We start from the raw sequence: 17,839 nt of genomic DNA, 5'->3' as shown, positions 1-17,839 counted from the left end.
AGTTCAGGCGGTAGATTTCGCGTTCGTGAGCTTAATGTTTCGTCATGCCATGACTTGATCATGGCATCCATACCCTTGCTATCCAAATGTTTTTTGCTTTTTTGTGGGAAATTCGCCGCTTCTCAGATGCGGTGATGTCATGGAATGGATGCCATGGTCGGGGCCATGGCATGACGAAACGGTTGGGTCTTGCGAAGGTCCGCCGGTGTCAAGTCGCAGAGCAATAGGCTGCAGGCTGCCGCTGATACCAAGTCTTTCGACACGGACTGCGCTTCGGCAAGCTCCCGATGTCCCTGGGGGAAAAGGCCTCACCTGCGGGAACCCGCAGGGTGTTTGCATATCTTCGCTGTTGTTGCGGACAGGCGCTGCCATAGGCTGGACAAGCCCGGCGTCATGTTGCTAAGACTCGTTAATGTGATTGTCTGACATCCAGACAATCCGGCAGGGCGTGGCAGGAGCAATGCGCGTGGAGGCGCTGGCCTGCCGTCCGGGGAATTGGGGAGGAGGGCTCTGGTGGCCGGTCAAGTTGTTACTGCATCTGGAATTCTGCCTGCCGATGCGCAGGACGCCGTGCTCGTTGGCCGTGTCTGGTCGAAAGCGGAAGACGGGCCTTGCCCGGTGCTTATCCGCGATGGACAGGTGCTCAACCTGACAGGCATTGCCGCCACCGTTTCCTCCCTTTTTGAAATGCCGGAGATCGCCGCACGGCTGAAGCAGGCGTCTGGCCTGCCGGATCTGGGCCCGCTGGATGCCTTTCTCGATGGCAGTGCCGGTCAGTTGCTGGCGCCCATCGATCTGCAATCGGTCAAGGCGGCCGGCGTCACCTTTGCCGACAGCATGCTGGAGCGGGTGATCGAGGAACAGGCCAAGGGCGACAGTTCCCGCGCGCTGGAGATCCGCGAGCGGCTGGCCCCGGTGCTGGGCGGCAGTCTGCGCGGCGTCAAGGCCGGGTCCAAAGAGGCCCGCAAGGTCAAGGCGCTGCTGCAGGACATGGGCCTGTGGTCCCAGTATCTGGAAGTGGGCATTGGGCCCGATGCGGAAATCTTCACCAAGGCCCAGCCCATGTCGCCGGTCGGCTGCGGCGCAAAGGCGGGCATTCATCCCATTTCCGAGTGGAACAATCCGGAACCGGAAGTGGTTCTGGCGGTTCGCTCGGACGGTGCCATTCTCGGCGCTTCCCTCGGCAATGACGTGAACCTGCGTGATGTGGAGGGCCGCTCCGCGCTGCTTCTTGGCAAGGCGAAGGACAACAACGCCTCCTGCGCCATCGGCCCCTTCATCCGCCTGTTCGACGAGGCCTTCACCATCGATGACCTGCGCAAGGTGCGGGTGTCGCTGCTGGTGGAGGGTGAGGACGGCTTCGTGATGACGGGTGAAAGCCCGATGGAAGCCATCAGCCGCTCGCCAGAAGAGCTGGTCAGCCAGCTCCGCAACCGCAATCACCAGTATCCGGATGGGGTAGTGCTGTTCCTCGGCACCATGTTTGCCCCTGTCAAGGACCGTCGCGGGATGGGGCAGGGCTTTACCCATGAGATCGGCGACCGGGTGGAGATCCACACGCCGAAGCTGGGACGTCTGGTCAACTGGATCGACCGCACGGATGCCTGCCCGGAATGGACCTTCGGCTTGCGTGAACTCTTCCGCAACCTTGCCCGGCGCGGGCTGGCGGACAAGGTGTGAGGGGCTCATGATCGCGACCCTCACCCGTCTCTTCTACCGCGCGCTGGAAGTAGTGCTCGTTTTCCTGCTGGCCTCCATGGCCATCATGGTCTTCGTCAATGTGGTCCTGCGCTATGGCATGAATTCCGGCCTCGTCGTCTCGGAAGAGCTGGCGCGGTACTTCTTCGTCTGGCTCACCTTCATCGGTGCGGTCGTGACCTTCCGGGAAAACTCCCATCTCGGCATCGAGACGCTGGTGGCGCATTTCTCCCGGCGCGGGCGCCTCTTCTGCATGGCGCTGGTCAACATCATCATCATGACCTGTTCCGCCATCTTCTTCTGGGGCACCTGGAAGCAGTTCCCCATCAATGCCTCCATGGCCGCCCCTGTCACCGGCATGCCGATGATCTGGGTCTATGGCATCGGCTTCTTCACCGGTGGCGGCATGTTCCTGATTTCGCTGGAACGCTTTATCCGCATCCTGCTGGGCCGCGCCACGGACAAGGAAATCGCCATGTTCGCCGGTGAGCACGCGGACCCTGCCAAGCTGATGGAGCATTGACACATGACGCTTCTCGTCTTCATCGGCTCCCTGCTGGGTTCCATGGCCATCGGCGTGCCGGTTGCCTTCGCGCTGATGTTCTGCGGCGTCATCCTCATGTCCTACATGGGCATGTTCAACACGCAGATCGTGTCGCAGAACATGATCTCCGGCGCAGACACCTTCACGCTGCTGGCCATTCCCTTCTTCATTCTGGCCGGTGAACTGATGAACTCCGGCGGTCTGTCCCGCCGCATCATCGACTTTGCGCTGGCCTGGGCCGGGCATATCCGCGGCGGTCTCGGCTTCGTGGCCATCGTGGCGGCGATCATCATGGCCAGCCTGTCCGGTTCGGCAGCAGCCGATACGGCGGCTCTGGCCGCGATCCTGGTGCCGATGATGGCCCGCGCAGGCTACGATGTGCCGCGCTCGGCCGGCCTCATGGCGGCAGGCGGCATCATCGCTCCGGTCATTCCGCCGTCGCTCGCCTTCATTATCTTCGGCGTGGCCGCCAATGTGTCGATCACCAAGCTGTTCATGGGCGGTATCGTGCCCGGCATCATGATGGGTTGCGCCCTTGCCCTGACCTGGACCTTCCTTGTCCGCAAGTCCAAGGTCGAGACCCTGCCGCGCCAGCCCATGTCCGTCCGCCTTGCGGCAACGGGCCGTGCCGCCTGGGCGCTGGGCATGCCGGTGATCATTCTCGGCGGCATCCGCATGGGAGTGGTCACGCCGACGGAAGCGGCGGTGATCGCCGCCTTCTATGCGCTGATGGTCGGGCTGTTCGTCTACCGGGAACTGAAGGTCGCCGATCTTTACTTCGTCATCCTGCGGGCGGCGAAGACGACTTCGATCGTCATGTTCCTCGTCGCGGCGGCGCTGGTGTCAGCCTGGCTGATCACGGCGGCGAATATTCCGGCAGAGATCACCCGCCACATTGCCCCGCTGATCGAGCAGCCCAAGCTGCTGATGCTGGTGATGATGATGCTGGTGCTTGTGGTGGGCACGGCGCTGGATCTGGCACCCACCATCCTGATCCTGTCGCCGGTGCTGATGCCGATCGTCAAGCAGGCTGGCATTGATCCGGTCTATTTCGGTGTTCTCTTCGTCATGAACACCTGCATTGGCCTCATCACGCCGCCGGTTGGCGTGGTGCTCAACGTGGTCAGCGGCGTGTCCAAGGTGCCGCTCGGCAAGGTGGTGACAGGCGTCATGCCTTTCCTGCTGTCACAGATCGCAGTGCTGCTGCTGCTGATCCTGTTCCCGCAACTGGTGCTGGTGCCGCTGTCCTGGCTGCACTAGGTGCCCTGTACCCATACGGCGGCAGGCCAGAGGAGTGGCTGCCCGCCGGAAAGACTTGATGAAAAGGGAGGAAGAGACAATGAAGAAACTGCTTCTTGCCACCACGGCCGTGGTGTTTGCCGCCACCGCCGCTGTTCCGGCATCGGCGCAATTCAATGACCGCAACATAAGGGTGTCCAATGGCATCAATGCGGACCATCCGGTCGGCAACGGCATCAATGCCATGCAGGCCTGCCTTGACGAAAAGTCCGGCGGCAAGCTGAAGCTGACCGCCTTCTGGGGCGGCGCGCTCGGCGGCGACCTGCAGGCAACCCAGGCCCTGCGCGCCGGCGTTCAGGAAGCTGTCGTCACCTCGTCCTCGCCGCTGGCCGGCATCGTTCCGGCGCTCGGCGTCTTCGACCTGCCGTTCCTCTTTGCCAGCAACGAGGAGGCCGATGCCGTGATGGACGGTGAGTTCGGCGAGTTCCTCAATGGCAAGCTGGCCGAGGCCGGGCTCGTCAATCTCGCCTATTGGGAGAACGGCTTCCGCAACCTGTCCAACTCCAGCCGTCCCGTCACCAAGTGGGAGGATCTGCAGGGCATGAAGGTGCGCGTGATGCAGAACAACGTTTTCCTCGACACCTTCCAGAACTTCGGCGCCAATGCCACGCCGATGGCCTTTGGCGAGGTCTTCTCCGCGCTCGAAACCAAGACCATCGATGCGCAGGAAAACCCCTATGTCACCATCGATACCTCGAAGTTCTACGAGGTGCAGGAATATGTCAGCGAGACGCGCCACGCCTACACGCCGTTCCTGTTCCTGTTCTCCAAGCCGATCTTTGACACCTACACACCGGAAGAGCAGGCAGCCCTGAAGGAATGCGCCATCGTGGGCCGTGACGAGGAGCGCAAGGTGATCCGTGAGCTGAACCAGAAGTCGCTGGAAAAGATCCAGGCCGAAGGCGTCAAGTTCAATACCCTCAGCCCGGAAGAGCAGAAGCGCATGCTCGAAAAGTCTCAGGTGGTCTACGAGAAGCACAAGGACACCATCGGTGCCGATGTGATCGAGCGCGTGCAGCAGGAACTGGCGAAAATTCGCGGCTGATCCTGGAGGAGGGGCGCGCCCCTCCCGACCCATCCCCCGGACTGCGGTGCCCCATCCGCCGCAGTTCAGCGCAGAGACCCGCGGCGGCAACGTTGCGGGTCTTTTCCGCTTGTTTTGCCGCTCATTCGGGCTGCTTATATCGAGGCTGACGCATCAGGCCTTGAAAATGCTCAAGCGCCGCACGGGCTTGACCAATGCTCGATGAGAAAAGCTCATCGAGCATTGGTATCGCTCTGGCCCCTCACTCCGGAATGGCAGGCAGCACCTGATCGCGCTTCTTCAGCTGCTGCTCGCGGAAGAAGATGAACAGTCCGGCGCCGGTGATGAGCGCTGCACCAAGCATCATGCTGGGCTTGGGCAGGTCGCCGAAGAAATACCAGCCGAAGACGACAGCCCACAGCAGCAGCGTATATTGCAGCGGCGCAACCGTGGCCGCATCCGAGATCTTCAGGGCGCGGTTGACCATGATATGGGCGCTCATGGCGACGATGCCGAGCAGGGACAGCAGCAGCGCATCTTCCATCGAGGCGATGGGCCGCCAGTCGAACGGGGCCATGACAAGCCCGGCAAGCCCTGCGCCTGCCGTCTGGAAGAAGACCAGCGTCTTGTCCGGCGTGCCGCGCAGGCTGCGGCCGGACAGCATCATGAAGGCAAAGGCGGCAGCTCCGGCGATGGAGAGGATTGCGGGCGGGGTGAACATGGCGCTCGACGGATTGAGCGCGATGATGACGCCGATGAAGCCCACCGCAATGGCACTCCATCGCCGCCAGCCCACCTTCTCACCCAGAAGGAAGGGGGAGAGCGCGGCCACATAGATCGGCGCCGCCAGCCAATAGGTCATCACGTCCGCAAGCGGCAGATAGGTGACCGCATAATAGAAGCAGAAAAGCTCGAAGGTGGAAAAGGCCACACGGGCCGCCTGCATGCCCGGCCGCTCCGGCTTGAGCAGCGGCTTGAGGCCAGACATCCAGAGAAATGGGGCGAGGATCAGCAGCGCCGCGATGCTGCGGATCAGCACTACCTGGCCAACGCTGTAGCTGGCAACGAGCCATTTGCCCATGGCGTCGTTCAGCGCAAAGAGGAACATGCCGAGCAGCATGATGGCAGGTCCTGCAATCCCGCCAAGACGATGAACGGCCGCGCTCGTGGAAGTCATGTTGAGGGTCCTTGTGGCCGGGATTCTGGCTGCCTGAAGCGGCCGGTATGATGTGGTGAAAGCAGGGTCCGCGCGAGGCCGCCAGAAGTGAGGCGGGCGGCTGTTGACCAGTCACGGAACCTGTCTCTGAGAATGCCATCTGCCGCAAAAAAGTGCACGCAATCTCCGCCCTTGGTCCACAGCTTGCCGCTGTTTTTTGCGAAGAGACAGGTCCTTGTTCCGTTCAGAGCACTTGAATGAAAGCGACCGCTTCGCCCGGTCCGGTTGGCCATGACGAACCCAATCTGGCTCTGTTCAAGCAGATTACCGGCAAGTTGACGAAGTAACTTGCAGCAGAGGGGCACGCGGCTTCACAGCGTGTCCCACAACCTCCAGAACCGCATCTTCCCCTGCAATGCGGTTTTTCATGAACCGGGAGAAGGGGCGGGCACAGCCTGCGTCAGGGCATCTGCACCCCGGTCGCCGTGACATGGACGGCATAAAGCGAGCGGGTGGCCGTGATGAACAGCCGGTTCCGGCGCGGCCCACCGAAGGTGAGATTGGCAACCGTCTGCGGCACCCGGATCTTGCCCAGCAAAGTGCCATCGGGGGCAAAACAGTGCACGCCGTCTCCGGCGCTGGTCCAGAGATTGCCATCCGTATCGAGGCGGAAACCGTCCGGCAGGCCGCAATCCAGCTCGCAGAAAACGCGGCCATTCTTCAGCCTGCGCCCGTCCACCACGTCAAAGACGCGGATCTGGCTCGGCACGGAGGCATCGTGGCTTGCCCCGGATTCGGCGATGTAGAGCCGCCGTTCGTCCGGTGAAAAGGCCAGGCCATTGGGCTGGGTGAAATCATCCACCACGGCGCTCACCGTGCCGGTCTGCGGATCTATCCGGTACACCCGCCGCGCCGCCTGTTCGGGCTCGGCCTTGTAGCCCTCATAGTCGGACAGGATGCCGTAGGTGGGATCTGAGAACCAGATGGTTCCGTCCGATTTCACCACCACATCATTGGGCGAGTTCAGCCGCTTGCCCTCGAAATGGCTGGCCAGAACTGTGAGGCTGCCATCGGCTTCGGTGCGGGTGACGCGGCGCTCCCCATGTTCACAGGTCACCAGCCGGCCTTCGCGGTCGCGGGTGTTGCCATTGGCAAAACCGGAAGGAGCCCGGAAGACGGAAATTGCGGCGCCCGGGTTTGAGCCTGTTCCGGCCTGCGCGCCCGGTTCGGGCACATAGCGCAGCATCCGCTCGTTCGGGATGTCGCTGAACAGGAGGCAGCCGAGATCGGCAAACCAGACCGGTCCCTCCGCCCAGCGGCAGCCGCTGAAAAGCTCTTCAAGCGCGGCGCTGGGGATGATCAGGTTGCGGAACCGCGGGTCGATGATCTCGTAAGGAGAGGTCATGGTCTGGATCTTCCGTTGCAAGGGACCTGTCAGCGCCCCGCCGCAGGGCGGCTGGCGGCAATGATGACGGCGATGATGATGAGGCCGGTGAGGACAAGGCGCGGGCCTGCGCCAAAGCCGTAGGTGTTGAGCATCGACACCACCAGGAACATGAAGAGCGATGCGCCCCAGATGCCCGGCACATTGGAGTTGCCGCCTGCCACGGCCGAGCCGCCGATCACCACCACGGCAATGGAGGCCAGCAGATATTCCGCGCCCATGTTGAGCGCCGCCCCGCCGGAAAAGCTTGCCAGCAGATAGCCGCAGACCGAGGCCAGCACCGCACAGAGCACATAGGTGACGAAACGGGTGCCATCGACGGGAATTCCGGCCATGCGCGCGGCAAAGGAACTCTGGCCGATGGCCGAGATCCAGCGGCCGTAGAGCGTGCGTTCCAGCAGCCACCAGGCCGGCAGGGTGAGCGCCAGCGCCGCCAGTGCCATGTTGGGAATGCCGGATGTGGTGCCGGTGGCAAATTGTGCCAGCAGTTCCGGCGGCTTGATGCGGATGCCGCGATTGTACCAGATGGCCGCCGACTGGGCGATGAAGCTCATCGACAAGGTGGCGATGATCGGGGGAATGCGCAGCAGCTTGATCAGGGCGTAGTTGGCAATGCCGATGGCGATGCCAACAAGGATTGCGGCCAGAAGACCGGCTAAAATCAGGGAATCCTGTCCGTCCATGATCTTCATGGACACGGTTCCGGCGAGCGTGATGGTGGCAGGGACGGAAAGGTCCACATTGCCCGGCCCAAGGGTGATGACGAACATCTGCCCGAGACCGGCAATCACCGAGAAGGCCGCGAAGGTAAGGGCTGCCTGACTGAGCCCGCCCACGCCCGCGCCGCCGGTGAAGGCTAGGGTGGTGGCCCAGGTCAGGAAGGCGGCGGCGAAGGACCAGATCCATGGGCGCAGGAGGCTGGCCTGCGTCCATGCGGTGCGGGTGGCGGGGCTGGTGTGCTTGCTCATGCCCGGGCTCCTCCGGTTTTGCCGCCGTTCTGGCGGGCATTGAAGAGGAGGCGCAGTCCCAGCACGATGATCAGGATCGCGCCCTGTGCGCCGATCTGCCAGTCGGGCGAGATGCGCAGGAAGGAGAGGAACGATCCTGCGAGCGTCAGCGTCAGCGCGCCGATGACCGCGCCGATGGGCGATACGCGTCCGCCGGTGAATTCGCCGCCGCCCAGGATCACCCCGGCGATGGACAGCAGCGTATAGCGCAGGGCGACATTGGCGTCGGCTGAAGTTGTAAGGCCGACAAGCGCCATGCCCGCGAGAATGGCGAAGACCGCGGCAAGCGCATAGGCCCCGGCCTTCAGCCGCAGCACCGACCATCCGGCCCGGGCGACGGACCGGCTGTTGCCGCCAACACCCCGGATGGCGACGCCGAAGGTGGAGCGCATGACGATGACATGCGCCAGAGCCGCGACGGCCAGGCTTGCAATGATGGCCATGGGTACGAAGGGCGGCTTGGCCGTCATCAGCCCGCGCAGCCACTCCGGCGCGGAGCCGCCCGGTGCGGGCAGGATCAGCACCGCAAGCCCGCCCCAGACGAAACTCATGCCGAGCGTGACGACGATGGAGGGCAGATCCCGCAGGGTGATGATGAAGCCCGTCAGCGCATAGACACAGACCGCGCCGCCAAGGATCAGGCCTGCGGTCAGCGGCGCTTCGGGCATGAAGGCGGCGGTGACGCAGGCGGCGAAGCTGACGAAGGTGCCGATCGACAGATCGAGGTCGTTCACCGCCATGATGATCATCTGCGCAATGGTGGCAAGGGCGATCGGCACCGCCAGATTGAACAGCAGGTTGAGGCCCGTGTAGCTCATGGCACGCGGCTGCAGGTAGAAGACGGCGGCCAGCAGCACGGCCAGTGAGACGGCCGGAATGAGCAGCCGCAGGGCTTCGGCGGAGGAGATCTTCATGCGGTTTCTCCGGAGAAGGACGCGGCAAGCACATGGTCTTCCGAGATGCTGCTGCCCTCAAGGACGGCCGCAATCACCCCGTCGCGGAACACATAGACCCGGTCGCACAGGCAGATTTCGTCCATCTCGGTCGAATACCAGACGAAGGTGCGCCCGGCTTCGGCTTCCCGGCGCAGGATGGCATAGACATCCTGCTTGGTACCGATATCGACGCCGCGCATCGGGTCATCCATCAGCACCACCTCAGCCGCGGTGCTGAGTGCCCGCGCAAACAACACCTTCTGCTGGTTGCCGCCGGAGAGTGACAGGATGGGGTTGCCCATGTCCGGCGTGCGCACCGCCATATGCTGCTTCCACTCGGACCCGAGCGCGGCCTCGCGGGTGGCACTGATGGCGGTGAGGCGGGAGAGGCCGGGCAGGCTGCTGATGGTGAGATTGCGCAGGATGCTCCACAGCGGAAACGTGCCATTGAGCGAGCGGTCGCCTGCGACGAAGGCGATCCTGTCCCGGAACGACGGCAGCCAGTTGCTGCGCTGCGCCTCATAAAGCGCCAGCAGCATCCGTGTCTGGCCGTGGCCGGCGAGGCCGGCAAGGCCGATGATCTCGCCCTTGCGCGCCTCGAAAGCGGGGCTGCCATCCTTCGGGCGGTGGCTGAGCACGATGGGCGCATCACCTTTGCGGGGTGCGGGGCCTGCGGCATGGCTGTCGCGCACCACGCTGCCCATGGCCTCCACAAGGCTGCGCGCGGTAAACTGCTCCGCAGGCCGGGATGCGGTCACGCGGCCATCCTTCATCACCACGATGCGGCTCGACAGGGACAGGATCTCGCCCAGAATATGTGAAATGAAAAGAATGGATCCACCTTCTGTAACGTAGGTTTTCAGATAGGCCAGAAGCTGTTCGGCAAGTCCGGCGTCGAGCGAGGACGTGGGCTCGTCGAGGATGACGAGCCTTGGCTTGCCCGTCACGGCAAGAAAGTTCAGGGCGATTTCCACCATCTGCCGCTCGGCGATGGACAGGCTGCTGACCGTGGCCCCGGTGGGGATGCGGTTGCCGGGGAAGATGGCATCCAGCTGGCGCCGCATCAGTTCCTCGGCGCGCCGCCGCCAGCCCATGCCCTTCAGCCCGGCATGCATCAGCCGGGCGTTTTCGGCGATGGTCAGGTTGGGGCAGAGGGAGAGTTCCTGAAAAACGCAGCGGATCCCCGCCTCGCGCGCGCCTGCGACGCCTTCCAGAGCCGTGCCGCCCCGTTCCACCGTGCCTTCCTGCGGTGTCAACGAGCCGTTGATCACGTTGACGATGGTGGATTTGCCCGCACCATTGTGGCCGACGAGGCCGATGGCCTCACCTGCGCAGATGTCGAGGCCGGCACCATCCAGTGCCGTGACGGCTCCAAACTGGACCCTTACGCCGCTTACGCGCGCCACCAGGCTGTTTCCGGTCATGCTTGCTTGAACCGTCCTGAATTTCGGAAAGAGACAGCCCTGCCGCGCAAGGCCCTTGCAGAGCGGGCGGCGGCAGGGAAAGCCTGCTCAAGCCCATGCGGCGCACGAGCAGTTCACTCGATGCATCAGCATCTCAAAGCCTTGGCGTCACTGAGCGGCCGCGATCACGGCCTGCGCGTCTTCCAGCGAATATTCCACGTTGGCAACGCCGCCCTTCTGGGTGGTTGCAAGGTTCTCTTCCAGCGTGTCCTGGCTGATGCTGAGGAAGGGCACGACGAGATCCTTCTTCACGTCCTTGCCGTCGAGGATCTGCTGGGCGACCCAGAAGGCGAGGGTGGAGACGCCGGGGGCGATGGAGACGGACATGGTCTCGTAGCCGGAGGCGTCCTTCTGCTTCTTCCACCACTGCAGCTCGTCTTCGCGGTTGCCCATGATGATCACCGGCGTCGGGCGGCCTGCGGCCTCGAAGGCCTGAGCTGCGCCATAGCCGTCTCCGCCCTGAGTGACGACGGCGGCGATTTCCGGCAGGCTCGGCAGAATGCCTGCAACGGCGCGCTGCGCCACGTCCTGCGCCCAGTCGCCATGCACGGAGCCGGCAATCTTGAACTGCGGGAACTGCTTCACGCCCTCATGAATGCCCGCCGAGATCTCGTCATCGACGAAGACACCGGCAAGGCCGCGGATCTCCAGCAGGTTGCCGCCATCGGGCATGCGCTTGGACAGATATTCCACCTGACCGCGGCCCATTTCCTTGAAGTCGACGGCGATGCGCCAGGCGCAGGGCTCGGTGACAATGCCATCGAAGGAAACAACGATGATGCCGGCATCGCAGGCTTCCTTCACCGCACCGTTAAGGGCGGTCGGGGAGGCAGCATTGAGGACGATGGCATCATAGCCCTGCAGGATCATGTTCTGGATCTGCGCGGCCTGTTCGGTTGCCTGGTTCTCGGCGGTGGTGAAAGGATCGGCAGCGGCAACAATACCGGCCTTCACGGCTTCTGAGGTGACCTTTTCCCAGCTCGTCAGCATCGCCTGACGCCAGGAGTTGCCGGCGTAGTTGTTCGACAGGGCGATCTTCTTGTCCGAGGTGTCCGCGTGTGACGCCATGGGCATGGCCGCGCATGTCACGGCCACAGAGGCCATGATGAATGTCCTGAATGTCATTGTCTCACTCCCTGGAGCCGTATCAGGCAATTTCCGGGGCCGCTCCTCAACAGCCCGTGCCGGAAATTTTGTTTCTGGAAAACCTGTCCAGCGGCAAGAAGGATGCCGGAAATGAAAATGGCTGTACAGGCGGATGGGTGAAGCGGACTTGCGGGAAACCGCATATCATTTGCGGGAATCCGCAGGACGAACCGGGGGCCTGCATGGCTATGGTGGGAGACGGGCAGGCCGGGGAGGGCCGCCGGGAGGACAAGATGCCGGATCTTCAATCGGCAGCCCAGCTGGCGCAGTATGTGCGCATTTCACGGCTTCTGGCCGGACGGCTGGACTTCCAGTCAGCGATAGATGCGGTGGCCAAGGAAATCAAGGCCGTCATCCCGCACGACCATATGGATGTCTGCATCATTTCGCCGGGCAGTACATTCCACATTGCCTATGAAAGCGGCCTTGCGACCGACTGGAGCCGCAGGCCCCCGGCGAGCATCCGCTTCAGCCCCTTGCGCGACATGCTGGAGGGGGCCTGCGACACCATGCTGACGGGCGATGCCTGCACCGATCCGCGCTTTCATTTTGAGGGCGCGTTTGCCGGGCCCATCCTTGAGCACCGGCTGCGGGCGCGTCTGCATGCGGCGCTGAAGGTGCATGGCGAGACCATCGGCGTTCTGTCCTGCTCGCGGCTGGAGGCGGATGTCTACACGCAGGAGGATCTCGACCGCGCCTGCCTGATCGCGGATCTGATCGCCCCCTATTTCTATGCCCTGCGGGCTTCCGAAGAGGCGCGCAAGCTTGCCATCATCGAGGCAGAGGCCCGTGTACGGGAAGAGACGCTGCGGCAGGGGGCAAGGCAGCTGACCGAAGAGCTGGACGCCGAGCGCCAGCGCATCGGCATGGAACTGCATGATCAGACGCTGGCCGATCTCACCCGCATTGCCCGGCGGCTTGAGCGGCTCAGCCTGTCGGGACCGGTGTCCGGAGCGATGCTGGAGCCACTGTGCCTGAGCCTGCAGCAGTCGATGCAGGAGCTGCGGCAGATCATCGAGCAGGCACGGCCCTCGGTGCTGCAGCTGTTTGGTCTGGCGGAAGCGATCGAAACCCATCTCGGCCGGGCCGTGTGTGACAGCGGCCTGTCGATCCGCTGGGCCATGGAGGATGCAACGGGCGGCGCATTGGCCTCGCTGCCGCCGCCTGTCAGCCTTGCGCTCTACCGGATCGCGCAGGAGGCCATCAACAATGCGGTGCGCCACTCGCAGGCAAGCCGTATCACGGTCCGGATCTGGCAGGAGAAGGCACAGCTTTATCTGGAAGTGTCCGACACCGGGATTGGCCTCAAGACGGGGCGCCTGAACAAGGGCACAGGCATCGGCAACATGCAGACACGAGCGAGCCTGATCGCAGCCAGTTTCAGTTGCGGGTCGGGCAGCAGGGGCAGTTATGTGCGGGTCATTCTGCCCTTGCCGCCGGTGCCGCAAGTCAGCAGCGGGGAGACCGCAGAGATGGGCGATCACGAAGGGGAGCATCATGAAGCTGCTGATCGTTGAGGATGACGCCCTGCACCGGGCCTATCTGCATGAGGCCGTGCTTTCGGCCCTGCCGGAATGCGGGCAGGTGATCGAGGCGGGTGATGGCCAGGCCGGCGAGCAGCTGGCCCGCGAGCACAAGGTGGAGCGGATCGTCATGGATCTGCAGATGAGCCCGCGCAACGGCATCGAGGCGGCGCGGGCCATCTGGCAGGAACGGCCCGGCACCAGCATCCTGTTCTGGTCCAATTATGCGGATGAGGCCAATGTGCGCGGCATTGCGCGGATCGTGCCCAAAGGCGCGGTTTATGGCTATGTGCTCAAATCAGCCTCCGAGGAGCGGTTGCGCCTCGCGCTGCGGTCGATCTTCATCGAGGCGCAGATCGTCATCGACCGGGAGGTCTGGGGCCTGCAGCAGCGTGGCAGCAGCGCAGCGCAGGGCCTGAGCGAATCTGAATACGAGGTGCTGGTCGATATCGCCCTTGGCCTGACGGACAGGATGATCGCCCGGCGCAGGCGCCTGTCCCTGCGCAGCGTGCAGAACCGGCTGCAGAGCATCTACGAGAAGCTGGATGTCTACCAGAGCGCACCGGATGGTGCGGGAGGCGGGGAGGCCGCCTTCAACCTGCGCGCACGTGCCGTGACCATGGCGTTCCTGCGCAAGCTGCTCAACCATACGGCGCTGGAACGGGCTGAGGCCGATCTCTCGCACTGGCTGCAGCGGCTGGAGCGGCAGGCGCATACGGTGGAATTGCCCGATCCACAGTAGGATCGCACGGGCGCAGGGAGTATCATGCCGTACTCCTCTCCGTCCTGGACCGTGCCGTGATTGATCTGCGCAATATTGAAACCTTCTTCTGGGCTGCGGCTCTCGGCAGCCTGCGGGCGGCGTCCGAGAAGCTGGGCACCACCCAGCCTGCCGTCTCGCAGCGCATCGCCTCGCTGGAAGGGGCGCTGGGGGTGCGGCTGTTCGAGCGCGCCGCACGCGGTGTGCGCCTCACCGCCAAGGGGCATGAGCTGCTCGCCCATGCCGAGCGGATGATGCAGGCGCGCAACGACATCATCCAGGCCGCCCGCGACCAGACCACCATGAGCGGCAGCTTCCACATCGGCGTGGCCGAAACCATCGTCCAGACCTGGCTGCCGCGTCTCATTGCCGAGGTGCACAGCGCCTATCCGGCGCTGACACTGGAAATCGAGGTGGACAGCAGCGAGATGCTGAAGGCGCATCTGACAAGCCGCCGCCTCAACCTCGCCTTCATGATGGGGCCGGTGCTGGAAGCGCGGATGGAGAACCGGCCGCTCTGCACCTATCCGTTGTCCTGGGTGGCCAAAGCCGGGCTGGATCTCGGGCCCCGGCCTCTGACGCTGGAGCAGGTTACCCGCCTGCCGGTCATCACCTATGCTTCCAACAGCGCGCCCTACAGGCAGGTGCGGGACATGCTGCGGCGGGAAGGAGTGCCTTCGCCGCGCATGTATGGCTGCGCGTCTCTGTCCATGATCGTGCGCATGGTTCAGGACGGGATCGGCACGGCGGTGATCACGCCCATCTTCCTTGGCGCCGAACTGGAGCGGGGAGAGCTGGAAATCCTCGATGTGGTCGCGGACCCGCTGCAGGACCTGAATTTCACCGCCACCTGGATCGACGGGCCGGACAGTTATGCCGCCCGGGTGATTGCCCGCATGGCGCAGCAGGTGGCTGCGGGGGAGGCAGGCACAGAAACTGTGCAGGTGCCTGGAATCGAAGCTGAGGAATAAATAAAATTTATATCACTCTTCCAAACATACGATTGGACAGCCGGGTTTCCGTCATCGTTCTATAGCGGACAAGACAGCGCTATAAGCTGCATGCAAGGGAACAGACTGGACGTATAAAACACCCGGTAAAGCGGAACAGGCGTGCCCTGTTTTTATATCTCCGGTGAAGCCAGCTGTTTCTTGTGTGCGGCGCTGTGACGAAATCCAGCAGAAGGGACCGCAGCATGAAACTCCTCACCCTCACGACCGCATTCCTTGCCGCTTCCACCTCGCTCTCCGCTTTCGCGCAGGACCTGCCGAAGACGGAGCTGCATGTCGTCGGCGGCCTCAGCAACCTGACGGCCTATCAGCAGTTCGAGCAGCCGTTCTGGGAAAAGACGATCCCGGAGAAGTCCGGCGGCCAGGTGACGGCCACCATCAAGGGCTTCAACGAAATGGGCGTGAAGGGCCCGGAACTGATGCGCCTGATGTCTCAGGGCGCCATTGAGTTCGGCACCGCGACCCTGTCCTATTTCGCCTCGGACAACCCGATCAACGAAGCCATCGACCTGCCGGGGCTGGCGCCTGACGTGGCAACCGCCCGCAAGGTGACCGCCGCCTTCCAGCCGGTCTATGAAAAATTCTACGGCGAAGGCTCGCGCGTGAAGCTGCTGGGCATCTCCACCTATCCGGCGCAGGTGCTGTTCTGCAACGCTGAGATCAACAGCCTGAAGGATCTGGCTGGCAAGAAGGTGCGCACCTCCAGCCGCACCCAGGCCGAGTTCGTGGAAGCCTTTGGCGGCGCCAGCGTGACCATGGCTTTCGGCGAAGTGGTTCCGGCCCTGCAGAACAAGGTCGTGGACTGCGCCATCACCGGTTCGCTCTCCGGCTATTCGGCCAAGTGGTATGAAGTCTCCACCCACCTTCTGGCGCTGCCGATCAACTGGAACCAGCAGATCCATGCGGTCAACCAGGGCGCCTGGGACAAGCTGGACCCGAAGGTGCAGGCCTTCATCCAGGAAAACATGAACACCCTGATGGATGACATCTGGGCCGCTGCCGATGAGCAGACCCAGCAGGGCTTCGACTGCAACACCGGCGCTGATGCCTGCACCCTTGAGGTGAAGGGCAAGATGACGCTGGTGGTGCCGTCCGATGAGGACAAGGCGCTTCTGGCCGAGACGCTGAAGACCAAGATCCTGCCGCAGTGGGCGGCCCGCTGCTCGGACGAGTGCGTTGCTGATTTCAATGCCACCATTGGCAAGGAAATGAACCTGACCGCAGCCAAGTAATGTCAGACTGACAGGGCGGGGCCTCACTGCAGCCGGGGTTCCGCCCTGTCCCTTTTTGATTGGAGCCGTGAGACATGGGCCTTTCCGGATCTCTTCCCGTTCTTGCGGGTGCCTACCGCTTCGCCAACACCGCGGCACGCCGTGCCGTTCTGGCGAGCGGTGCGCTGACCATCGCCAGCGTCCTGCTGATCTCCTATGACGTGATCGTCCGCAAGCTGTTCGGCATCACCATCGGCGGTTCGGACGAACTGTCCAGCTATGCCTTTGCCATCAGCACCTCCTGGTCGCTCGCCTATGGCGTTCTGCAGCGGGCGAATGTGCGGGTGGATGTGCTCTACCAGCATCTGCCGGTGCGCGTTTCGGCGCTGCTCGACTGGCTGTCACTGGTCTGCATGGGCATCTTCATCGGTTACCTCACCTTCTACGCCTATGACGTGGTGGCCCAGTCGTGGATCTACGGCTCGCGCGCCAACACCCCGCTTGGAACGCCGCTTGCCCTGCCGCAGGGCCTGTGGTTCGGCGGTCTTGTTTTCATGTGCCTCATCCTCGCGCTGATGCTGATCCGCTCCTCCGTCGCACTCGTCACCGGTGATATCGAGACGGTGAAGCTGGTGGCCGGCATGCGCTCCACCAAGGAGGAGGCCGAAGAAGAAGCGGCTCAGGGCGAACGCCTCATTCAGGGAGAGCGCAAGTGATCGCCACAACGCTCATCATTCTTCTGGTCCTCATCGGCCTGTCCGTTCCTGTCGCTGCGGCGCTGGGCGTGCTGGGTCTCATTCTGGACCCGCTCTATTCCATGCTGCCGCTGACGCGGGCGATGGGCGAGATGGCCTGGAGCACCAACAACGAGTTCCTGCTCGTCGCCATTCCGCTGTTCATCCTGCTGGGGGAAATCCTGCTGCGTGCCGGTTTTGCCGAGCGCATGTACAGCGCCATGAGCCTGTGGCTCTCATGGCTGCCGGGTGGCCTGATGCATGCCAACATCGGCGCTTCGGCCCTGTTCGCCGCGACCTCTGGCTCCAGCGTCGCCACCGCTGCTACGGTCGGCACCGTCGCCATCCCGCAGATTCGCCGCTATGGCTACAACGAGCCGCTGTTCCTCGGCAGCATTGCGGCTGGTGGCACGCTGGGCATTCTCATTCCGCCGTCGATCAACATGGTGCTCTACGGCGTGCTGACGAATACGTCCGTGCCCAAGCTCTATCTCGCGGGCATTCTGCCGGGCCTCCTCCTCACCGGCCTGTTCATGCTGACGATCATCATCGGTTGCGTCCTCGTTCCCCGCTGGGGCGGGGAGCGGGTGAGGGGCGCCTGGGGCGCACGCTTTGCCAGCCTCGTGCATCTGGCACCGCCCTTGGCCATCTTCGTGCTGGTGGTCGGCTCCATCTATGCCGGCATCGCCACCCCGACGGAAGCCGCCGCGCTGGGCGTGCTGGGAGCGCTGATCCTTGCCGCATGCTTCCGCCGGCTGACCCTCTCGATGCTGGCCACCGCCATCGAGGGTGATCGGCCCCCACGGACGGGTCCAATTTGATTGTTAGTGCAATGATGGTCGTGGCGCCAGCGCGGGCGGCATTGCTGGTTGGGGTTGCAGGGCC

General features: G+C 63.5%; 15 protein-coding genes and 1 pseudogene. 10 read left to right on the top strand and 6 right to left on the bottom strand.

Annotated features, from left to right (window positions below):
* Window positions 1-513: 513 nt before the first annotated feature.
* From ASC48_RS13370 to ASC48_RS13355, 4 genes are all read left to right on the top strand, one after another.
* Window positions 514-1,680 (top strand): fumarylacetoacetate hydrolase family protein, encoded by a 1,167-nt coding sequence (locus tag ASC48_RS13370; RefSeq protein WP_082440127.1) that lies wholly within the window; start codon window positions 514-516, stop codon window positions 1,678-1,680.
* Between the two features lie 7 nt (window positions 1,681-1,687).
* Entirely contained in the window at window positions 1,688-2,221 is a 534-nt protein-coding gene (locus tag ASC48_RS13365) for a TRAP transporter small permease (protein WP_055456250.1), read from the top strand.
* A 3-nt stretch (window positions 2,222-2,224) separates the two neighbouring features.
* Window positions 2,225-3,502: a TRAP transporter large permease gene (locus tag ASC48_RS13360; RefSeq protein ID WP_055456249.1), complete on the top strand. Its 1,278-nt coding sequence runs from the start codon at window positions 2,225-2,227 to the stop codon at window positions 3,500-3,502.
* Window positions 3,503-3,581: 79 nt separating this feature from the next.
* Window positions 3,582-4,586, top strand: coding sequence for a TRAP transporter substrate-binding protein (locus tag ASC48_RS13355; RefSeq protein ID WP_055456248.1), 1,005 nt, complete (start codon window positions 3,582-3,584; stop codon window positions 4,584-4,586).
* A gap of 241 nt (window positions 4,587-4,827) precedes the next feature.
* Here ASC48_RS13355 and ASC48_RS13350 read toward each other — a convergent pair whose 3' ends face one another.
* The 6 genes and pseudogenes from ASC48_RS13350 to ASC48_RS13325 all read right to left on the bottom strand — a co-directional run bounded on the left by ASC48_RS13350 (window position 4,828) and on the right by ASC48_RS13325 (window position 11,695).
* Entirely contained in the window at window positions 4,828-5,742 is a 915-nt protein-coding gene (locus tag ASC48_RS13350) for a DMT family transporter (protein ID WP_055456247.1), read from the bottom strand.
* Window positions 5,743-6,181: 439 nt separating this feature from the next.
* Window positions 6,182-7,126 (bottom strand): SMP-30/gluconolactonase/LRE family protein, encoded by a 945-nt coding sequence (locus ASC48_RS13345; RefSeq protein WP_055456246.1) that lies wholly within the window; start codon window positions 7,124-7,126, stop codon window positions 6,182-6,184.
* Between the two features lie 29 nt (window positions 7,127-7,155).
* Complete coding sequence (locus tag ASC48_RS13340) at window positions 7,156-8,133, bottom strand: ABC transporter permease (protein ID WP_055456245.1); 978 nt, start codon at window positions 8,131-8,133, stop codon at window positions 7,156-7,158.
* A 9-nt stretch (window positions 8,134-8,142) separates the two neighbouring features.
* Window positions 8,143-9,086 (bottom strand): annotated as a pseudogene (locus ASC48_RS13335) (ABC transporter permease); the annotation flags it as partial.
* The gene (locus tag ASC48_RS13330) at window positions 9,083-10,531 is read right to left on the bottom strand and encodes an ATP-binding cassette domain-containing protein (protein WP_055456243.1); all 1,449 of its coding nucleotides are present in this window, start codon (window positions 10,529-10,531) and stop codon (window positions 9,083-9,085) included. The gene ASC48_RS13330 and the pseudogene ASC48_RS13335, both read right to left, overlap by 4 nt.
* A gap of 147 nt (window positions 10,532-10,678) precedes the next feature.
* Window positions 10,679-11,695: an ABC transporter substrate-binding protein gene (locus ASC48_RS13325; RefSeq protein WP_055456242.1), complete on the bottom strand. Its 1,017-nt coding sequence runs from the start codon at window positions 11,693-11,695 to the stop codon at window positions 10,679-10,681.
* Window positions 11,696-11,949: 254 nt separating this feature from the next.
* On the opposite strand from ASC48_RS13325, the gene ASC48_RS13320 reads away from it, so the two are divergent.
* The 6 genes from ASC48_RS13320 (at window position 11,950) to ASC48_RS13295 (ending at window position 17,775) form a co-directional block, all read left to right on the top strand.
* A complete protein-coding gene (locus tag ASC48_RS13320) occupies window positions 11,950-13,233 on the top strand; it encodes a GAF domain-containing sensor histidine kinase (RefSeq protein WP_055456342.1) in 1,284 nt (427 codons plus the stop codon).
* The gene (locus tag ASC48_RS13315; protein ID WP_055456241.1) at window positions 13,214-13,981 is read left to right on the top strand and encodes a response regulator transcription factor; all 768 of its coding nucleotides are present in this window, start codon (window positions 13,214-13,216) and stop codon (window positions 13,979-13,981) included. Before ASC48_RS13320 ends, ASC48_RS13315 begins: the two co-directional genes overlap by 20 nt.
* A 56-nt stretch (window positions 13,982-14,037) precedes the next feature.
* Window positions 14,038-14,970 carry a LysR family transcriptional regulator gene (locus tag ASC48_RS13310; protein WP_055456240.1) on the top strand — a complete coding sequence of 311 codons (933 nt, stop codon included), beginning with the start codon at window positions 14,038-14,040 and terminating at the stop codon, window positions 14,968-14,970.
* Between the two features lie 224 nt (window positions 14,971-15,194).
* Window positions 15,195-16,241, top strand: coding sequence for a TRAP transporter substrate-binding protein (locus ASC48_RS13305; RefSeq protein WP_055456239.1), 1,047 nt, complete (start codon window positions 15,195-15,197; stop codon window positions 16,239-16,241).
* A 74-nt stretch (window positions 16,242-16,315) separates the two neighbouring features.
* The gene (locus ASC48_RS13300) at window positions 16,316-16,936 is read left to right on the top strand and encodes a TRAP transporter small permease subunit (protein WP_055456238.1); all 621 of its coding nucleotides are present in this window, start codon (window positions 16,316-16,318) and stop codon (window positions 16,934-16,936) included.
* Complete coding sequence (locus tag ASC48_RS13295; RefSeq protein ID WP_244270057.1) at window positions 16,933-17,775, top strand: TRAP transporter large permease; 843 nt, start codon at window positions 16,933-16,935, stop codon at window positions 17,773-17,775. Before ASC48_RS13300 ends, ASC48_RS13295 begins: the two co-directional genes overlap by 4 nt.
* The last annotated feature ends 64 nt before the right edge of the window (window positions 17,776-17,839 follow it).

The organism is Pannonibacter indicus (genome assembly GCF_001418225.1).
Taxonomy (GTDB): Bacteria; Pseudomonadota; Alphaproteobacteria; order Rhizobiales; family Stappiaceae; genus Pannonibacter; species Pannonibacter indicus.
The sequence above is the reverse complement of the archived record's forward strand: the minus strand, read 5'-3'. Positions and strand labels throughout refer to the sequence as shown.